Origin of the sequence: Yersinia entomophaga (assembly GCF_001656035.1) — a bacterium.
In the GTDB taxonomy this organism is placed as follows: domain Bacteria; phylum Pseudomonadota; class Gammaproteobacteria; order Enterobacterales; family Enterobacteriaceae; genus Yersinia; species Yersinia entomophaga.
This window is the reverse complement of sequence record NZ_CP010029.1, coordinates 2,688,255-2,706,139: the sequence shown is the minus strand read 5'-3', so window position 1 is coordinate 2,706,139 and position 17,885 is coordinate 2,688,255. Positions and strand designations below refer to the sequence as shown.

Here is a 17,885-nt window from a genome sequence, read left to right as displayed (position 1 = left end):
CAGGAGTAATTCCACATGGCTTTTGCACTGAATACGACAAGGTATTCTCGTTGGTTAACGTCAATTTTGGCGCTGTTTATGGTGTTCCAGCTCACTGCATGTGGCGATAAAGAGCCTGAGCAACGCAAGGCTTTCATCGACTATCTGCAAAATACCGTCATGCGCAGCGGGATGAAACTGCCAACGCTGAGCGAAGATCAAAAGCAGAAATTCGGTAACTATGCTGGTGATTACGCGATTTTAGTGACCTTTACGCAGCAGTTAAATAAATCAATCGAAGCGGGCTTTACTCCAGCCGTCACTCAGATTGATGAAATTCGCGTGGCGCAGGATTACGTGAATAAACGTGCGGCGCTACAGCAAGCGGCAGGCACGCTCAATTTATTGACTCAACAAATTCAAACTGCCAAGCATCAGGCCGATAGCGCCCATGCGGCGTTGAAACAGCCGGATGATCTGAAGGCGGTTTACAATCAGGTTTACGACAAGTTGGTGACTCAGCCATCTGCCACACTGATTCCCGCTATTCCGACCGTTGCTGCCTTCGTGCAGGATTTGGTGCAAGTGGGTGATTTCCTGCAACAGCAGGGCGCACAGGTGACCTTTAATAACGGTGGCGTGCAGTTCCCGACTCAGGCTCAGGCCGTGCAGTACAACACCATGATGACCAATCTGGTGGCTAAGTATCCGGCGATGGCTGCCGCGAAGAAAAGCGTTCAGGCTGCTCTAGAATAATCAGTTTAGTGAATGTCAGGCCATAATGATGGTGGCCTGACAGAATTTACTCCGTTTGGTATAACGCCTTTCCCTTTGTTCTTTTTCGCTTTCCCTTCTTCTCGTTCCTCGACTCTTTGCACCAGTTCTCGACTTCCCTTATATGCAGCTAAAAAGACAATGAAACCATAATGGTATCGGTATACGTACCGGCTGGCGGTGTGGTTTGGCCTGGTAAGATCGTTGCCGTATAGGCAAAAGTGCGCGTCAGTAAATCGGTGCTAATACTGGTGGAGGTGCTGCTGGACCAACTTTGACCAGCCGCCAGACTGCCCCAACGGTTGCTGGTTGCACCCTGATAAATGTCGTAAGCGATAGAAGAGGTTCCGTTCGACATATAGCGCACATTGCTCACCGCGTGCTGCCCATTATCCAGACTGACAGTATAAATGCTGCCCTTGGTACAGATTACGTTGATAGCCTGGTTACTGACGGAGGCAAAGCTGCTGAGCAAGGGTTGAGTGCCAAAACTGACGGGCGGCGCGGTGATCGTCGTGCAGTCGTTAGTGACGATGATGGTCACAGTGACCGGTACTATTGGTTGCCCGTTGGTATTTCCTGCGGTACCCAGACAGACTAGTGCGGTGCAGATTGAGTAGCTGGTTTTGATTCCCAACGTGGTTGTATAAGTTCCCGCCGCTACGTTTGAGCCGATCACCGTTTGTATATAAATTGGTAGAGTGAATTGTTTTTGAGTCAAAGAGAGATTGATCAGGCTGGCACCGGCAAAAGTGACGCTAGCGCCATTTAACGGCAGCGGAGAAGCACAGGTTGTCGCTGTAGGAACGGCCGCGCAGACCGTTACCGGGATCGTATCGGTTCCACCGGCGGTCATGGCAGCATAGGTGCCGTTGACGGCGGTGGAGCTAACCAGCGATAAGGTGATGGAGTCTTGAGTGAGCAAGCCTATGCTCAGAGCCGCGCAGGTTACTGTAACGGAACCCGAGGTATTGCTAGCCGTGGTATTGACGGCAAAAGAGGTGGCGCTACCGAAGGAACCGTTGGTTGACGCAGTGCTACAGGCCGCCTGAGCGCTTTGGATTCCGCCCACCAGTGAGCCGATAGTAAGAACCGCGAGACCAATGATTTTTTTCATTTAATTCACCTGAGCCGGATTAAGTGTACAGACTATCGGGCTTTTGAGTATGACCGGCTGAGGCGCCGAAGCGTCAAAAGGCACAGTGATTTGGCACTGACGACCGTCTGGGGTGATGATTTTCAAACTATTGCTAGCTTCGAGATCTTCCAGATACACAATGCCATCCCAGCCGACATAAGTGCGCGTTTGATTATTTTTCAACACGCGACTGGAAACGGGCAGATTTTTCCCCTGTTGGTCAATGGCGACGAAACTGAGCGAGTTTGACTTTTTAATGTCGAAATTAATCATATAGCCGCTGTTTCGCTGCACCGAAAACCGTTTTTCTGTATTGGAAATTTGGATACCCGCCGGGAGGTCGGTGGTATCAATCTCGTATTTAGCCGGATAATAAGACGTGACTCTGGGTACCAAAAGATGGCCGCCGCTATCGGTCACGCCAATCAGTTGGTTTTCATATCGCACTCTCACATTGGGATAATTGTTGGTGTTGACCAATACAAAAGCGTCGCTGATACGGTTGGTCGCAAACAGCGATTTATCCATTAATACTAACGAGCCGCTCAAATCTGCCCATTGAGTGTAGTCTCCGGTATTTCCATAGGCGCCGATGCTGGATTCAAAGCTGGCGTTGCGCCAGTTCAAGCTGGCCTGCTGATAATTTTTCTGATCGGATTGATGAGCGTAGGCCAGATCCCAGCTCAGGCCGCCATCGCTAGGCATTCCGCGGCTGTAGCTCACCTGCTGACGAGCCTGTCCGTCAATACTACGTTGGCTGGAAATACTGGTATTGGATAATGCGCCAAATGGAATGACCAACGAAACTGCGCCGGACCAACCGTTAGCACCAATATCTCGCGTGGCTGAAATATATAGATTGCTACCGGAGAAAAGCGTGCGGCTCCATGAGAGATTCAACAATCGCGTCCGCTCGTCATTTCTTCCGCTGACGTCAATGTAGGCGGCACCCAGATTGCCGAATTCATTCAGCATAATACTGGCGGAGTATTGTGCGCTGCGGCGGCTAAGGGAATAAATCGCACCGTTATTATTGCTGCCGCTGTTGGTACTGTTGGCGTCCTGATTATCGTAAATTGCCAAATTACCGAAAGTATCGCTGCGGTATGTCTGCTGAGTTCCTAAATTGAAAAGGCCGGTATTATATTGATAGCCCCAACTTATCTGATCGCCATTCTGGCCACGCATTTGGCTCTGGCTGTAAGACGCGTTAACTACGCCGAGATTCCCAAGTTTAAACACGCTGCCTACGCCACCCAAAGCGAGTGATTCCGCACCTTCGGCGTGGCTCTCCAGAGTAAGATAATTGGTTACGCCATAGCGATAAGAGCCACTCACGGCGGCAGAGCCATAATTAAAACTATCCACTCCATAACCACGACGTATGGCTCCGATAGAAAATGCGTAATCGGACAAACCCGGTTTGAGCAAGGTACTGGCGACATAAAATGGCAAAGAGACCGAAATCTGCCGCCCCAACGCGTCATTGGTGATGACCGTCGCTTCTCCCGCACCGTTGATAAAAGGCACGTTGGTCAGAGTAAAAGGGCCGGGGCGAACGTTATTGCTGCTGGTCATATTGCCGTTGATAAATAAATCAACGGATGTGGGGACGACCGCCTGACCGGAAAACTGCGGCAATGGGAAGGTAATGATATCGGGACGAATAGAAAAATCGCGGGAAACGCTGAGCCCACCTACGCGGATGCTGTTGCTCCAGGCCAGTGAATCTGTGATCAAATCCCCTGCCTGCCAGCGAACGGCATTGGTTTCGTCGAAGTGGGAAAACCGGGTGTCATAGCGGAGGTAGCCGCCGTTATTATCGATAGATTCACCGGCCAGCGTCTGCTTTATCACCCCAGAATTAGACAGGTAGCCTTGAGTACCGAACAGGCGTTGTTCACTCCATGCCGCCAACTGGCTATTACCTTGGTAGCGGGAGGCATAAATATCGTAATTGAATAACGCTCCGGTGCTGCTAACAGCCTGATATTTTGGGTTTCCCATGTTATTCGATAGCGCCTGATTAGGCAGCCAATGGGTAGGGACATCGAGCAGCAGGCGTTGGTTTTCGCTGTCATATTTTAGTTTAATATTCGGATTGGTACTGATATCAGTCGTTGGGAACGTCAGGTGCTCGGCGATAATGCCTGCCTGTTCTAGATCTTTTCCCTGTACCAAATAATGCCCACGCTGAAACTCAACCGGTACGACCTGCCCCGTTGCATATTGATTAATAACAAGTTCCAGCTGGTACTGAATCGCCCCATCGGCCGATAGCGCGCTCGGCGGTGGAGGCAGCTCGGACATCACCTCATCTGCCCGCGCTTCAGTATAAAAACCAGAAAAACCTGTCGTAATGATAACCAGCCCCCAAAAAGGAGAATTACGGTAGTTTTTCATCAGTATGCGGTCTGATCGTCCCTATTAAATTACTTCATGCTGAGTTTGACGTTTTTTTGATTATTGACTTGCATGGTCAGCGAGCTGGCGGAACTCACGCTGACAGGCCAGCGTTGGCTGGAATTCGCCAGAACATAGCCTAATAGTCCTTCTGCCACCTGATGATTTTGGCCGCCTTGCTGAAGTTTCACATCGCTCAGACGCGCGTGAATTGCACCGCTATTGGTGACTTCCAGCATTTTTTTTCCCTGTAGCTCCACCAATTGCCAGCTTAGCTGTGGTTGATGGGTATTCTTGTCTGCGGCCACATTGCCGTAATCCAATCCATCACCGTAGACGAAGAGTGGAATGGAGTAACGCATCTGAAAATTAACGCCTGCACCTTCCTGCGCTTTGGCAGAAAGCGTTGGAGTCGGAATTTCATCAATCAAAATGCGGTAGGCCTGCTCTTGCCCTGCAGTAGGATTCACCTGTTTAATTAAACGAATTAACTGTTTTTTACCGGCTTCAATACGAATAATTGGCGGGCTGGCAATAACGTTTTGTTGATTGAGATAACCTTCTTTGCCCGCCGTTTGCTGCCAGCCCAGAATACGAACCTGCATCATAGTGGCCTGATCGCCTTTATTTTCAACCCATAGGCTAGAGGACTTTTGATCGGCGGGAATGACCGGGTCAATAGGCCAAATCAACACATTATTGGTTGCGAAAATATTGAAGGAAAACCCGGTTAAAATTAATAAAATAAATGGCTTATAACATTTTTTAGCGAGAGTGTTTATTTTTTTCATTGTATTTATTACCAGGTTAAAGTCACTGTTAAGGTGTCCGTATAAAGCCCTGAATAGTTATTTCCATTCAGAGTTAACAGCCCATAAATTGGCAAAGTAATATTATTCGCATTGCTAAAGGTGACGGCGACGTTGCTATTGACCGGAATAGCCGCATTGGTTGTACTGTTATAAAGTGAATAGGGCACTAAATAGGATTGTCCGCTGATTTTAAGATTACGGGTCGAAGTGTAATTAGCTCCACCGTTAATACTCATATTGAGAAGGGTACCAGGCGTGCAGGCGAGAGTAATAGTCGAGCTTTGCGTATAAGTACCGTTGACCTGAGCGGTGGACGTGCCGGGGTAAGTTCCGAAATTAATCTGCCCAAATACGCCGGTATTAGTGCCGCTGATCAGGCAGCCATTGGAAATAATTGCCCCGACCTGAAAAGATTGTGTCGGCAATGCCAATACCGGAAAGACCAAAAATACTAATATTGCTGGGCTATGATAGATAAAAAATGCAAAACCCCATTTTCTATGGCACATAGCCTCTCCATTCTCCCAGACGTTAATAAGTTACCTGTACGCCGATAGTATCGGTGTAAATATCCGGGTAAATGTCAGTGCCGCCGGTTACGCCGGTTATGTTACCGAAGAAGGTATACAGGTTGCCGTAGGTGGCATCGCCGGTGGTGGTTGGCGTCACTGTAGTGGCGTTGACAATCGGTGTGGTAAAAGAATTCGAAGTATAAAGACCATAGGCAATCGCCTGAGTCGTGTTGGTTGTACCGACCAGATAGCGCGGGCCGGTAGACGGCACAGTGCCGTGTATGTTGGCCGGAGCTGCATTACTGCCGGTAATGGTTAGCACAGGGGTGATACCAGGGGAACATTTCACGCTGATGGCGCTGCTTCCCGTACCTGAAGCTCCCGAAAGAGTTGCCGAGCCACCGGTAAATCCGGTGGTGGTGAATGAACCAAAGCTTAAGACACCTAATGTCAGGCCGCTGGTTGCTGCACTGTTGTTAACCAAACAGCCGTTAGTCAACGTTAATGTGGCATTAATGCTGCCCGTTGTGGTCGCCGCCAGAGCAGAATTGAGAAGAATCATAGGTATACCGATGCCACAGATAAGATAATATTTTTTCATCATTTACCCTTAAATTAGCTGGCCAGATCTATTTTTATAAAAATGAAATCTTACTGCTTAATCGGTTGTTCTTTATGATTAAACCCTAGGTTAGCCTTGGGTAAATTTCAAGCTCACCAAATGTAAAAGTGACAGCCTTACTCATTAATTATCAATTTTAGATCCGTTGGCTCGAGATTGCTGAATTAAGAAATTCTTTAATTATATTTTTATTTATAAATTTCAATTGATTAATTAATATTATTTAACTCAACTGGCTATTTGACTAATTCACGTTTAAATACTTCCTCCCTGGTAAAGCGGCTTAATAAGTCTGGCTCCCCTCGAACATCGCCTCTAATTCCTTTTTTGATGAAAAATTTATTGTGATAAACATCACATTTCCAAAACAAAATAGACGGGACTAAGGGTGATCTTAATCACATTTATTCCATGTGGTGATTAATTGTTGCACTAATTTCACTTAATTGATTGGCATAAATGTGACTGATATCACTAATTAGCACGCTATTTTGGGGTGTTTGTGGTGATCTGCATCACAAATATTTTGCGGATTACGCCCTCATTACAGCCCATGCTAGAGTTTAAATTGCATACAGCAATTCGGCGGATTTCGCAGTGCCGCCTTAATAATTATCTCGCGCTCTTATTGTTAGCGCGTACCAATAGGGGTGTTTTTATGCTTTCACCAGACATTAAGGTTAAAGTGCAAAACTTTGGCCGATTCCTAAGTAATATGGTCATGCCAAATATTGGCGCATTTATCGCTTGGGGTATTATTACCGCTTTATTTATTCCGACTGGCTGGCTGCCAAATGAAACTTTAGCCAAGCTTGTTGGCCCAATGATTACCTATTTATTGCCGTTATTAATCGGTTATACCGGTGGTCGCTTAGTTGGTGGCGAACGCGGTGGCGTCGTCGGTGCTATAACCACCATGGGCGTCATCGTCGGTGCGGATATGCCGATGTTCCTCGGCTCGATGATCGTGGGTCCGTTGGGCGGTTGGGCTATTAAGCGCTTTGACCGTTGGGTTGACGGTAAAATCAAAAGCGGCTTTGAGATGTTGGTTAACAACTTCTCTGCCGGTATTATCGGGATGCTACTGGCTATTCTGGCCTTTATGGCGATCGGCCCACTGGTCGAAATCCTGTCCAAAATGTTGGCTGCTGGCGTGCATGTTATGGTTAAAAATAACCTGCTGCCGTTGGCTTCTATCTTCGTCGAACCGGCGAAAATCCTGTTCCTAAACAACGCTATCAACCACGGTATCTTCTCTCCGCTGGGTATCCAGCAGGCGACGGAAACCGGCAAATCAATCTTCTTCCTGATTGAAGCCAACCCAGGCCCAGGTTTGGGTGTGCTGATGGCCTATATGTTCTTTGGTAAAGGCAATGCCAAGCAATCTGCTGGCGGCGCAGCCATCATCCATTTCTTCGGCGGTATTCACGAAATTTATTTCCCGTATGTACTGATGAATCCGCGCCTGTTGTTGGCGGTGATTTTGGGCGGTATGACCGGCGTGTTCACTTTGACTTTGCTGAACGGCGGTCTGGTTTCTCCTGCTTCTCCAGGCTCTATTCTGGCCGTATTGGCGATGACGCCTAAAGGAGCTTACTTCGCTAACATTGCTGCGGTTGCCGCTGCTTTCGCTGTCTCTTTCGTGGTCTCAGCCATCTTGCTGAAAAACACCAAAGTTAAAGATGATGAAGACAATTTGGAAGAAGCGACTCGCCGCATGCAGGACATGAAGCAACAGTCCAAAGGCGTTCAGGCGGCTAACGCTGCTGCCGCCGCGGGCGATCTGACTACCGTGCGTAAAATTATTGTGGCTTGTGACGCCGGTATGGGTTCGAGCGCGATGGGTGCCGGGGTTCTGCGTAAAAAAGTACAGGATGCCGGATTGAAGCATATCTCCGTGACTAACTGTGCAATCAATAACTTGCCGGAAGATGTCGATCTGGTTATTACCCACCGAGATCTGACTGAGCGGGCAATGCGTCACGCCCCGCAGGCACAGCACATTTCGTTGACCAACTTCCTCGATAGCCAGCTGTATACCAATCTGACGACTCGCCTGCTGGAAGCCAGTAAAGAGGCGGAAAGCGCACCGCTAGTGCAGAAAGTGATCGAAACCCTGGATGACAGTTTTGAAGCTTCTGAAGAGCAACTATTCAAGCTGGGTAAAGCAAACATCTTCCTGAATCTGCATGCGGCGACCAAAGAAGAGGCCATTCGCTTCGCGGGTGAGCAGTTGGTTAAGGGGGGTTATGTTGAGCCGGAATACGTTGACGCCATGCTGGAACGCGAAAAACTGACTTCCACTTATTTAGGGGAATCTATCGCGGTACCGCACGGCACCATCGAAGCCAAAGACCGCGTATTACGTACCGGCGTAGTGTTCTGCCAATACCCGAATGGCGTACGTTTTGGCGATGAAGAAGATGAAATTGCGCGTCTGGTCATCGGTATTGCCGCACGTAATAACGAGCATATTCAGGTTATCACCAGCCTGACCAATGCGCTGGATGATGATTCCGTCATCGCGCGCCTGAGCAAAACAGAAAGTGTGCAGGAAGTTTTAGACCTGCTCTCCGGTAAGAAATCTGCCTGAGGGCGGTGAGTGTTGTCCGGCTGCGCAGCAAATTGCGCAGCCCGAATCGGGGCCGGAATTCTCCAATGGCCCCCGTTTTCCAACGGCAAATTCAAGGTAAAAAACTATGAAAGCATTACATTTTGGCGCAGGTAACATTGGCCGCGGTTTTATTGGCAAATTGTTGGCCGATGCCGGAGCTCAGGTGACCTTTGCTGACGTGAACCAGCCTTTGCTGGATGAACTGAATCGTCGTAAATCCTATCAGGTCACGGTTGTCGGTGAGCAGGCGCGCATTGAAGACGTGAAAAACGTCAGCGCGGTACATAGCGGTAGCCCGGAAGTTGTGGGGCTGATTGCCGAGGCCGATATTGTCACTACAGCCGTTGGGCCGCAGGTTTTGGCAAAAATTGCCGGTATCGTGGCGCAGGGGTTGGTTGCCCGCCATCAGGCCGGTAATAATCAGCCGCTGAATATTATCGCTTGTGAAAATATGGTGCGCGGCACCAGCCAGTTCAAGCAGCATGTTTGGGCCGCGTTGCCGGAAGATGAAAAGAACTGGGTGGAAGAACATGTCGGTTTTGTCGATTCAGCCGTAGACCGAATCGTGCCTCCTTCCGCAGAAGGCAGCACCGATCCGTTGGCGGTGACGGTAGAAACTTTCAGCGAGTGGATTGTCGATCAAACCCAGTTTAAAGGCCAACCACCGCAAATCGCCGGTATGGAACTGACTGATAACCTGATGGCGTTTGTGGAGCGCAAACTGTTCACTTTGAATACCGGCCACGCCATTACCGCTTATCTGGGGCAACTTTCTGGCCTACAGACCATTCGCGATGCCATTCTTGACGCCGAAATTCGTCAGGTTGTGAAAGGGGCAATGGAAGAGAGCGGCGCAGTGCTGATCAAGCGCTATGGCTTCGACCCTGAAAAACACGCCGCCTATATCAATAAAATCCTATCACGCTTTGAAAACCCTTACCTGCATGATGACGTTGAACGAGTGGGCCGTCAGCCGTTACGTAAGCTGGGCGCGGGCGATCGTCTGATTAAACCGTTAGTGGGCACGCTGGAATATCATCTGCCTCACGATAATCTGGTGAAAGGTATTGCCGCCGCAATGAGCTATCGCAGTGAGCAGGACCCGCAGGCGCAGGAATGGAGCGAATTACTGGATAAAATAGGCGCAAAAGCTGCACTGGCGCAAGTTTCTGGCCTGCCTGCGAATAGCGAGGTTGTCGAACAGGCGGTGAATGTGTATAACGCCATGCAGGAAAACCTGGCGCGTTAAGCTGGCAAAAGCGGCTCACGACGGGATATGCCAACGGATTTGCCCTCCCGGCCTGAGTCGGGAGATAAATACCGCGTCAGTAACCACGGATGCTTGTTAATGATGATAAGAGCAGAGGGACGAGTCTTTCTGCTCTAAATATCGGCTTAACAACAGGGTATTTATCTCAGTGAGTGGGGTATAACCCAGTAGATTTTGCATTGTCGCGGGGCTGCGACCGTGTGAAATGCGTGGGGGAAAGTCCGCAGGATGGCCATTAACCAACCACTGTAGTAGATAACAGATGATTGAAAAAGCACAGGCATTTGAAAATAGGGTTCTGGAACAGCTTAACGCCGGTAAAACCGTCCGAAGTTTCCTTATCGCCGCCGTTGATCTACTGGCCGAAGCCTTAAACATTTTAGTGGTGCAGGTTTTCCGAAAGGACGACTATGCGGTGAAGTATGCCGTGGAACCGCTATTAATTGTTGACGGTCCCTTGGGCGAATTATCTGTGCGTTTGAAGCTGGTTTATGCCTTGGGCGTGATTTCACGTCATGAATATGAAGATGCCGAACTTTTAATGGCGCTGCGTGAAGAAATGAACCACGACGGCGCGGAATATCGTTTCACCGACGATGAGATTCTCGGCCCCTTTGGGGAGTTGCACTGTGTAACCGCGTTACCGCCCGTTCCCACATTTCTCACACCAGAAGAAGCCGAGCCTTCTCTTATTGCTATGCAACACCAACGCTATCAGCAGGTTTTGCGTTCAACGATGGTCTTGTCGATTACCGAGTTCATTTCCCGTATCAGCTTAAAGAAAGTGTCTAAACTGTCGCCGATTCTGCCTTCCTGAGTTTTTATTGGTAGACCGCCATCCATTCATCGACTAATAGCCACAGGGCGGTAGTTGCCATCATTCCTGCCATTAACCCGTTAAATAACCGCAATTTCCAGTTCACCGTGAGGGCATGACGCAACCTATCCCCCATGACTGCCCAGACGCCCACGCACGGCAAATTGAGTAAGGCAAACCCGCTCACCAGTAGCAGCGTGTGGCTGAGCATTTCTCCGGGACTAGGGGTAAATAGAATCGCGACATTGATGCTCATCAGCCAGGCTTTGGGATTGATGGCCTGAAATAGTGAGGCCTGAATAAAACTCATTGGCTGCTGTTTTTCCCGGCTTCCCGGTGCGCCAGACATATAAATCTTCCACGATAGCCAAAGTAAATAGGCACAACCGATTGTCACCAAAGGCAGGCGAATCACCGTGGCCCAGCTTAGTACCAATGCCAATAGCGTTGTGGTCAGCGCGCATTGAAAGGCGCTGCCGAAGGTCACGCCTAACATCATAGGTACGGTTTTTCGCAGGCCGAAATTGACGCCGGATGCAGCCAGCAGCAGATTATTCGGACCGGGCGTGATGGACATAACGGTGACATAACTGATAAATGCGCTATCCAGCATGGGGATTCCTCAGTGAAATAAAACAAAGGAATTAGCATAACCAGCAATGGACGGTGGCGGCAGAACCAGAAGTTCTCTATTCTGATGGGTACAGTAAAGCAAACTTTAAACTGTACCCATCGAAACAGTGGAGAATTGTCACTATGTCTACTATTACTAATAAAATCCGCTATTTACAACTTGCAGATGGGTTAACCAAAGCGATAGATAATGGCAGTTTATCTGCGGGAAGCCGCTTGCCGTCGGTGCGAAGCTGCGCCCAGAGCCATCAGGTCAGCATTAATACCGTGGTGGCCGCCTATCGTACGTTGGAAGATCGTGGCCTGATCGAGGCACGTCCGCAGTCCGGTTTTTATGTTTGCACTCCTTCCAGTGCGCTGGTGCCAACGGTTTCGGCTAGTAAACCGGTGGACGAGGTGCTGGATTTGATAGAAACGGTGTTTGCCGCTCAGTCCAACCCGGCTTTTACTAATATTTCATTGGCTTGCCCACAAACATCTGATTTTTATCCCAGCGCCAAGCTAGGGCGTGTGATGGCTTCTTTGCTACGCCGCCAGCCGGATTTAATCAGCAAATACGCATTACCACCTGGCAGTCAGCGTTTGCGCCAGCAAATTGCTCGTCGAGGGCTAACTTTGGGGATGGTGACAAATCCTGCAGAGATAACCATTACTCACGGTTGTATGGAGGCACTACAGCTGGCGTTGCGTGTCACCACTAAACCGGGAGACTGCGTTGGACTGGAATCGCCGACCTATTTCTATCTGATGCCATTGTTAGCCAGTTTAGGTTTGCGAACCATTGAAATTCCGACCGATCCGCTGCAAGGGTTATCGTTGGATGTGTTGGAATTGCTGCTTCAGGAAGGGCGGCTGAATGCGGTTATTGCAATGCCGACGGTGCAAAATCCGCTTGGTTACACAATGCCTTTGGCGGCCAAAAAACGGTTGGCCCGCCTGATGAACGATCATCAGGTGCCGCTTATTGAAGATGGTTTATACGCTGAAATTCAGTTTGGCAGCAGTTTGTCGCCAGCGGTGAAAGCTTTCGATCGGGATGGTTGGATACTATTTTGCTCTAGTTTTACAAAAACGCTGGCACCTGATTTTCGTATCGGCTGGATTGACGGTGGTCGTTTTTCCGAAGCGTTACACAAGCTAAAAGCCGTTTCTTCGATGGCAGAACCGGCGTTGTTATCGGAAACGCTAGCGCTGTTTTTGGAGTCCGGCGGTTATGATCACCACTTACGCGGATTGCGCCGCCGCTACGCTACTCAGGTGGAGCAGGCGCGTATCTTGATTAATCGACACTTTCCCCTGGGAACGAAAGCGACCCGACCTGCCGGCGGCTTCGTTTTTTGGGTAGAATTGCCTCCCTCGGTGGACACCGTTGCGTTGTATCATCAAATGCTGCAACAGCATATTTGCCTGACTCCGGGCACGCTATATTCACCCAGCGGGCGCTATCGTCACGCTTTCCGCCTGTCATGCTGCTATCCGTTTAACGATAGTTATACCCAGGCTTTGGCGGTGGTAGGAGCGGCAGCCTGTGAGATCAGTGGATTACCCGCAGGCGTTGGCTGGTGATCTGCTCAGGTGCGGGCTGTCGAAAGAAGCGCATCCTGATACACTATAGGTGATATCCTATTTCCAACTTTAGCGAATTTTCGTGCCCATCAGTGGCATGTACGGGCCAACTTTATGAAAGAACAAGCAGAAATCAAACGTCTGAGCGACATGCTGGATGCATTGAACCACAAAGATACCGCAGTCATTCAACAGGGTAACGTTGATTTGATCGCCCAGCATATGAAAGAAAAAGAAAAACTGGCTGCTGAAATTCAGCGTTTGAAAGAGGTTCGGGTAAAAAACCTGAGCGTTCAGGCGCAGGAATTGACCAAAATGCCATTCAGCCGAGCCATCACCAAAAAAGAACAGGCCGATATGGGTTCACTGAAAAAAGTGGCTCGTGGTTTGATCGTGGTGCACCCAATGACGGCGCTAGGCCGTGAAATGGGGCTGAAAGAAGTGACCGGTTACGCGAAAAAAGCGTTCTGATTTTTATCAGCGGTGTAATAGAAACCGAGTTGATGGCCATGCTATCAACCCGGTTTTTTCTAATGTATTAGTCAGATATCTAGATGTTTTTTGTGAAACACGCAGATCAAATCTTTAGGCTCTCGCCCGGCCCAACAGGCGGTGATTGAAATTCTCTATTTCGCCATGAATCAATCGCGTCACCATGGTTTTGCTCCAGCTAGCAGACAGCCCGGCGGCACCAAGTAAACGGCGATATTCTTCTTCATCAAACGGCATATGGAAAGCAATGGCAATCGCCTCAGCGACCGAAATATCGCAGCAACGGGTAACTAGCGCCATCGGCTGTTCGTCACTCACCTTTCCCGGTGATATCACGCGGTAAAGCCAGCCGCACAGACCGGTTTGCTGCATCAATACCGAAAGATCCTCAATAGCGAAGTGAAAATTGAGTTTGTAGCAAGGCGATCGCGGTTGCGTAACCTGAATCAGCGCTTCTCCCCACCGGAAAATATCACCGATATAAACATTCTGTTCGGTTAAGCCTTCCGTAGAGATATTCTCGCCAAAAGCGGGTGCATTGAAGTTATCCGCCTGTTCTGGAAATTGCTGGCGCCAATGAGCGTAATGTTCGCGGGGATAGTGGCACAGAGCGCGATCCGGGCCGCCGTGAAAGCGTGTTTCAGCCTGCTCATCACCTTCTAATCCTAACGGCTTCAGCATCAGGCTGCCGTCCGTTTGGCGCTTACCAATGGCGCTGGGGCTGCTGCCGGGGTAAGGCTCGATATTACCGATATAGACCTGCGGATAAACCATTAAGCTCTCCTTGTCTGCTTACGCGGGGTAAGATTCAGAATACCTTGCAATCAGTCTGGCTACCAATGGCAAAATTGTATGGATAACTTAGGGTTAATCGGTATGAGTGAATGGACGGGAGCCACGCGAAGCGGCTCCCGTAGTGCGAGGATTAGAAGGTTTCCCAGTTATCCTGCTGATTTGTTTTTACATTATCTGATGCCGGACGAGATGCGGCTGGCGATGTGTTAGTCGCAACCTGAGCCGAATCGTCGGCTTCCGTGTTTTCCGATAAACGGAATACGGCGACGGCCTGCGCCAATAGAATCGCCTGCTCGGCCAGCGAATCGGCAGCGGCAGCGGATTCTTCTACTAGTGCGGCGTTTTGCTGCGTGGTGCTATCCATTTCAGATATCGCCTGGCTGACCTGCGTAATTCCACGGCTTTGTTCATCGGAAGCAGAGGCAATTTCCGCCATAATATCGCGCACATGTGTCACCGAACGAACGATATTCTCCATGGTTTGACCGGCATTTTGCACCAAAGAAGTGCCGTTATTGACCTGTGAAACCGACTCGGCGATCAGCCCTTCGATTTCTTTTGCCGCCTGTGCGCTGCGCTGCGCCAGATTGCGTACTTCGCTAGCGACCACGGCAAAACCGCGCCCTTGTTCGCCTGCTCGCGCTGCTTCCACCGCCGCATTCAGTGCCAGTATGTTGGTTTGGAAAGCGATGCTATTGATTACCGAGGTAATTTCAGAGATGCGCTTAGAGCTGCTGGAAATATCGCTCATGGTTCGCACTACGTCATTTACCAGTTTTCCGCCTTTCTGCGCGGTATCAGAAGCTTCGGTGGCTAACTGATTGGCATGATGTGCGTTATCGGCGTTCTGTTTCACGGTGGCGTTTAGCTGCTCCATACTGGCGGCAGTTTCTTCTACCGCGGCGGCCTGTTGTTCGGTACGCGATGATAGATCGGTATTACCAGCAGCAATCTCGCCAGAGGCATGAGAAACCTGACTGACGCCAATGCGAATATCATCAATCATGCTGCGCAGATTTTCATTCATGCGCGCCACGGCGTTCATTAACAGACCCAGTTCATCGGAACGAGATGAGGTGGTGGCCGCGGTCAGATCGCCGGTGGCAATACGTTCTGCCATCGCCAGCGTGGTACGCAACGGCACGGTAATCTGGCGGGTAATACGCCAGGCGATTAACAAACCAACTAAAAGCGCCACCATTGCGACAACGGTCATCTGCGTCTGCGCATTGTCGATTTCATCGTGAGTGCCTTGTAACTCCTGAACAAACAGATTTTTAACCAGAGAATTCAGCTCGATAGCTTTAGTTTCTAACTGTTTTCCTGCGGCAATTTCCTGTTCGTAAGCCGGTAAGTAAGCCAGAATATTCGCTTTATAGGCTTTCAAACTGTCGATAACCGGTGCCATCATTTTCTGTTGTTCGGTAGACAGTACCGGCAGGAATGCGTTGGCGGCGTTTTGCGCCACATCAATCGCGGTAATCATCGAGTCTTCTGCCTCTTGATTACGATCCAGCAGCAGCCCACGGGCATTATAGCGTACCGCCATCAGTTTCTGGTTCATTTCTGCCAGTAGGATGCGGGTGTTGGTATCTGCCCCTTCATTCAGGAAGTTCTGTTCAAGCTGATTCAGGTATTTCTGGGTTTCAGAAATGTTCCAGCTTTTGCGGACGTTATCTTTTCGTTCAACCGTAGCCAGAAACTCTCTCTGTTCCAGCTGATAGGCTTTAATCACTTCGATAATTCGATCGATGTTTTTGCGGTTTTCAGCGCTCCAGTTCATGTTCTCTTTTTGCGCCAACAGTGTAAGGATATTATTGATATGTTTGGCGTTAACCGTCATAAACGCGGGATCGTAAGATCGTTCGTACAGCGCCCGATTGTACTTTGCCTGGTTCACTTCATCGTTAATTTGATAGCTCAGGTCAACCTTATAGGCGCGCGCTTCGATCTCGGAAAAGTGGTAAGCCCCGGTACCTGCGATGATGCTAACCAGCAGCAGCATAATGAAAAAACTTAATCCCAGTTTTTTCCCTACTTTTACGTTCTCAAAGCTTCCAAATAAATTGCTCATTGCAGCCATACTATTCTCCGTTATGCGGTATTCCTAAGACAGATCAATCAGCGCTGGTGAATTCAGGGAAGGGTCTAGTTATTTGGGGAATGATTATTGCTGGTTTAACTATTGAGCAGTAACTAGCCTGTTTAACTCAGGCTTTGTTTCTCAATAGCGATGTGGGCAATAGTTCTTCTTGTACAATCTATCGGCAACTCATGGTTAAACTTTAGCAATAAAAAGCGCTGTTAATAGCCGTTCTGGTGCTATTCCCTGCGGTGAGATGGGGGAGATACTCGTGGAAATAGCGATGTGCTTAGGATGTATCTGCGCCATCAGCGGGAATTCTATAGGCAAAAAAATGCCGGCAATCCAGCTGCCGGCATGGTCATTAGCGAGAAAGGGCGGAAACCCGCGCTGACTCTGGCTAATCGGGCTTATTTTTTCGCTTCAGCGAAACGTTTAGCCGCTTCGTTCCAGTTAACCACGTTCCAGAATGCTTTGATGTAGTCTGGGCGACGGTTTTGGAATTTCAGGTAGTAAGCATGTTCCCACACATCCAGACCCAGAATCGGGAAGCCAGATGCGCCAGAAACCGCTTCGCCCATCAGCGGGCTATCCTGGTTAGCGGTAGACACTACGGCCAGTTTGCCGTCGTCTTTCAACACCAGCCACGCCCAGCCAGAACCGAAACGCGTTGCCGCAGCTTTTTCGAATTCTTCTTTGAATTTGTCTACGCTACCGAAATCGCGCTCAATAGCGGCTTTCAGGTCGCCTTCCAGCGTGGTGTTCAGCGCCAGACCTTTCCAGAACAGGCTGTGGTTAGCGTGGCCACCGGCGTTGTTACGCATGAAGGTGCGCTTGTCAGCAGGAACTTTGCTCAGGTCTTTGATAACTTCTTCCACGCTCAGGCTAGCCAGCTCCGGGTAAGCTTCTAGCACGGTGTTCGCGTTGTTAACATAAGTCTGATGATGTTTGGTGTGATGGATTTCCATCGTCTGCTTATCGAAATGTGGTTCTAGTGCGTCGTAAGCATAAGGCAGTGATGGCAGTGAGTAACTCATATTCATCGTCTCCGTAGTGTAGAGCGGCGCAAAAAAAGTGAGCGCCACGTAAGCATTCGGATCATTATAGTTAAATAAATGATATTGAAAATGATTATCAATGCCGTAGTTTTTGTGTGGTTACTGCGTGTTCTCGATAAAATGAATGTGTGACGAAACTTTTAATATTCTTTTTAATTCAATCACTCTTCGATACGACGGGCACTTTTTTTTTGTGCTTCACACTCAAGAATGATGGCTTTCTCTGCTGCCCCCTCTTCCCCGCACTAAAGCGAAATAAGGTCACCGCGTGGTTCGATCCTCTATGTGCAGCTTTAACTCAGTATTGAGCCAATAAA

Annotated in this window: 15 protein-coding genes; 6 read left to right on the top strand and 9 right to left on the bottom strand. The window is 49.2% G+C overall.

The window, feature by feature from the left end:
• Window positions 1-15: 15 nt before the first annotated feature.
• A complete protein-coding gene (locus tag PL78_RS12325) occupies window positions 16-735 on the top strand; it encodes a DUF3053 domain-containing protein (protein ID WP_064515902.1) in 720 nt (239 codons plus the stop codon).
• A gap of 148 nt (window positions 736-883) precedes the next feature.
• Here the strand turns inward: PL78_RS12325 and PL78_RS12320 are convergent, their stop codons facing one another.
• From PL78_RS12320 to PL78_RS12300, 5 genes are read right to left on the bottom strand one after another with little or no spacing between them, the layout of a single operon-like run.
• A complete protein-coding gene (locus PL78_RS12320; RefSeq protein WP_064515901.1) occupies window positions 884-1,870 on the bottom strand; it encodes a Csu type fimbrial protein in 987 nt (328 codons plus the stop codon).
• Entirely contained in the window at window positions 1,871-4,294 is a 2,424-nt protein-coding gene (locus PL78_RS12315) for a fimbria/pilus outer membrane usher protein (RefSeq protein WP_064515898.1), read from the bottom strand.
• 29 nt (window positions 4,295-4,323) lie between these two features.
• On the bottom strand, window positions 4,324-5,085 hold the full coding sequence (locus PL78_RS12310; protein ID WP_064515897.1) for a fimbrial biogenesis chaperone: 762 nt from the start codon (window positions 5,083-5,085) through the stop codon (window positions 4,324-4,326).
• Window positions 5,086-5,093: 8 nt separating this feature from the next.
• Entirely contained in the window at window positions 5,094-5,615 is a 522-nt protein-coding gene (locus PL78_RS12305; RefSeq protein WP_064515893.1) for a Csu type fimbrial protein, read from the bottom strand.
• Window positions 5,616-5,637: 22 nt separating this feature from the next.
• Window positions 5,638-6,180, bottom strand: coding sequence for a spore coat protein U domain-containing protein (locus PL78_RS12300; protein WP_158513764.1), 543 nt, complete (start codon window positions 6,178-6,180; stop codon window positions 5,638-5,640).
• A 718-nt stretch (window positions 6,181-6,898) separates the two neighbouring features.
• Here PL78_RS12300 and PL78_RS12295 point away from each other — a divergent pair.
• The 3 genes from PL78_RS12295 to PL78_RS12285 all read left to right on the top strand — a co-directional run bounded on the left by PL78_RS12295 (window position 6,899) and on the right by PL78_RS12285 (window position 10,941).
• Complete coding sequence (locus tag PL78_RS12295) at window positions 6,899-8,833, top strand: PTS mannitol transporter subunit IICBA (protein WP_064515890.1); 1,935 nt, start codon at window positions 6,899-6,901, stop codon at window positions 8,831-8,833.
• A 106-nt stretch (window positions 8,834-8,939) separates the two neighbouring features.
• A complete protein-coding gene (locus PL78_RS12290) occupies window positions 8,940-10,103 on the top strand; it encodes a mannitol-1-phosphate 5-dehydrogenase (RefSeq protein WP_064515888.1) in 1,164 nt (387 codons plus the stop codon).
• A gap of 283 nt (window positions 10,104-10,386) precedes the next feature.
• The gene (locus tag PL78_RS12285; RefSeq protein ID WP_049597379.1) at window positions 10,387-10,941 is read left to right on the top strand and encodes an MltR family transcriptional regulator; all 555 of its coding nucleotides are present in this window, start codon (window positions 10,387-10,389) and stop codon (window positions 10,939-10,941) included.
• Window positions 10,942-10,945: 4 nt separating this feature from the next.
• On the opposite strand, the gene PL78_RS12280 is transcribed toward PL78_RS12285, so the two are convergent.
• Window positions 10,946-11,554, bottom strand: a complete 609-nt coding sequence (locus tag PL78_RS12280) for a LysE family translocator (protein ID WP_064515886.1) — start codon at window positions 11,552-11,554, stop codon at window positions 10,946-10,948.
• 143 nt (window positions 11,555-11,697) lie between these two features.
• Between PL78_RS12280 and PL78_RS12275 the strand changes: the two genes are divergently transcribed.
• Window positions 11,698-13,140: an aminotransferase-like domain-containing protein gene (locus PL78_RS12275; protein ID WP_064515884.1), complete on the top strand. Its 1,443-nt coding sequence runs from the start codon at window positions 11,698-11,700 to the stop codon at window positions 13,138-13,140.
• 114 nt (window positions 13,141-13,254) lie between these two features.
• On the top strand, window positions 13,255-13,611 hold the full coding sequence (locus tag PL78_RS12270; protein WP_064515882.1) for a YibL family ribosome-associated protein: 357 nt from the start codon (window positions 13,255-13,257) through the stop codon (window positions 13,609-13,611).
• A 114-nt stretch (window positions 13,612-13,725) separates the two neighbouring features.
• On the opposite strand, the gene yiiM is transcribed toward PL78_RS12270, so the two are convergent.
• From yiiM to sodA, 3 genes are all read right to left on the bottom strand, one after another.
• On the bottom strand, window positions 13,726-14,406 hold the full coding sequence (yiiM, locus tag PL78_RS12265; protein WP_064515880.1) for a 6-hydroxyaminopurine reductase: 681 nt from the start codon (window positions 14,404-14,406) through the stop codon (window positions 13,726-13,728).
• A gap of 151 nt (window positions 14,407-14,557) precedes the next feature.
• A complete protein-coding gene (locus tag PL78_RS12260; RefSeq protein ID WP_064515878.1) occupies window positions 14,558-16,510 on the bottom strand; it encodes a methyl-accepting chemotaxis protein in 1,953 nt (650 codons plus the stop codon).
• A gap of 410 nt (window positions 16,511-16,920) precedes the next feature.
• Entirely contained in the window at window positions 16,921-17,547 is a 627-nt protein-coding gene (gene sodA / locus PL78_RS12255; RefSeq protein WP_064515876.1) for a superoxide dismutase [Mn], read from the bottom strand.
• Window positions 17,548-17,885 lie beyond the last annotated feature (338 nt).

What these genes read in the sequence shown, in the direction of transcription:
- PL78_RS12325 (WP_064515902.1), top strand. Translation starts at nt 16, where the DNA reads ATGGCTTTTGCACTGAATACGACAAGGTATTCTCGTTGGTTAACGTCA.
- PL78_RS12320 (WP_064515901.1), bottom strand. Translation starts at nt 1,870, where the DNA reads ATGAAAAAAATCATTGGTCTCGCGGTTCTTACTATCGGCTCACTGGTG.
- PL78_RS12315 (WP_064515898.1), bottom strand. Translation starts at nt 4,294, where the DNA reads ATGAAAAACTACCGTAATTCTCCTTTTTGGGGGCTGGTTATCATTACG.
- PL78_RS12310 (WP_064515897.1), bottom strand. Translation starts at nt 5,085, where the DNA reads ATGAAAAAAATAAACACTCTCGCTAAAAAATGTTATAAGCCATTTATT.
- PL78_RS12305 (WP_064515893.1), bottom strand. Translation starts at nt 5,615, where the DNA reads ATGTGCCATAGAAAATGGGGTTTTGCATTTTTTATCTATCATAGCCCA.
- PL78_RS12300 (WP_158513764.1), bottom strand. Translation starts at nt 6,180, where the DNA reads ATGATTCTTCTCAATTCTGCTCTGGCGGCGACCACAACGGGCAGCATT.
- PL78_RS12295 (WP_064515890.1), top strand. Translation starts at nt 6,899, where the DNA reads ATGCTTTCACCAGACATTAAGGTTAAAGTGCAAAACTTTGGCCGATTC.
- PL78_RS12290 (WP_064515888.1), top strand. Translation starts at nt 8,940, where the DNA reads ATGAAAGCATTACATTTTGGCGCAGGTAACATTGGCCGCGGTTTTATT.
- PL78_RS12285 (WP_049597379.1), top strand. Translation starts at nt 10,387, where the DNA reads ATGATTGAAAAAGCACAGGCATTTGAAAATAGGGTTCTGGAACAGCTT.
- PL78_RS12280 (WP_064515886.1), bottom strand. Translation starts at nt 11,554, where the DNA reads ATGCTGGATAGCGCATTTATCAGTTATGTCACCGTTATGTCCATCACG.
- PL78_RS12275 (WP_064515884.1), top strand. Translation starts at nt 11,698, where the DNA reads ATGTCTACTATTACTAATAAAATCCGCTATTTACAACTTGCAGATGGG.
- PL78_RS12270 (WP_064515882.1), top strand. Translation starts at nt 13,255, where the DNA reads ATGAAAGAACAAGCAGAAATCAAACGTCTGAGCGACATGCTGGATGCA.
- yiiM (WP_064515880.1), bottom strand. Translation starts at nt 14,406, where the DNA reads ATGGTTTATCCGCAGGTCTATATCGGTAATATCGAGCCTTACCCCGGC.
- PL78_RS12260 (WP_064515878.1), bottom strand. Translation starts at nt 16,510, where the DNA reads ATGGCTGCAATGAGCAATTTATTTGGAAGCTTTGAGAACGTAAAAGTA.
- sodA (WP_064515876.1), bottom strand. Translation starts at nt 17,547, where the DNA reads ATGAGTTACTCACTGCCATCACTGCCTTATGCTTACGACGCACTAGAA.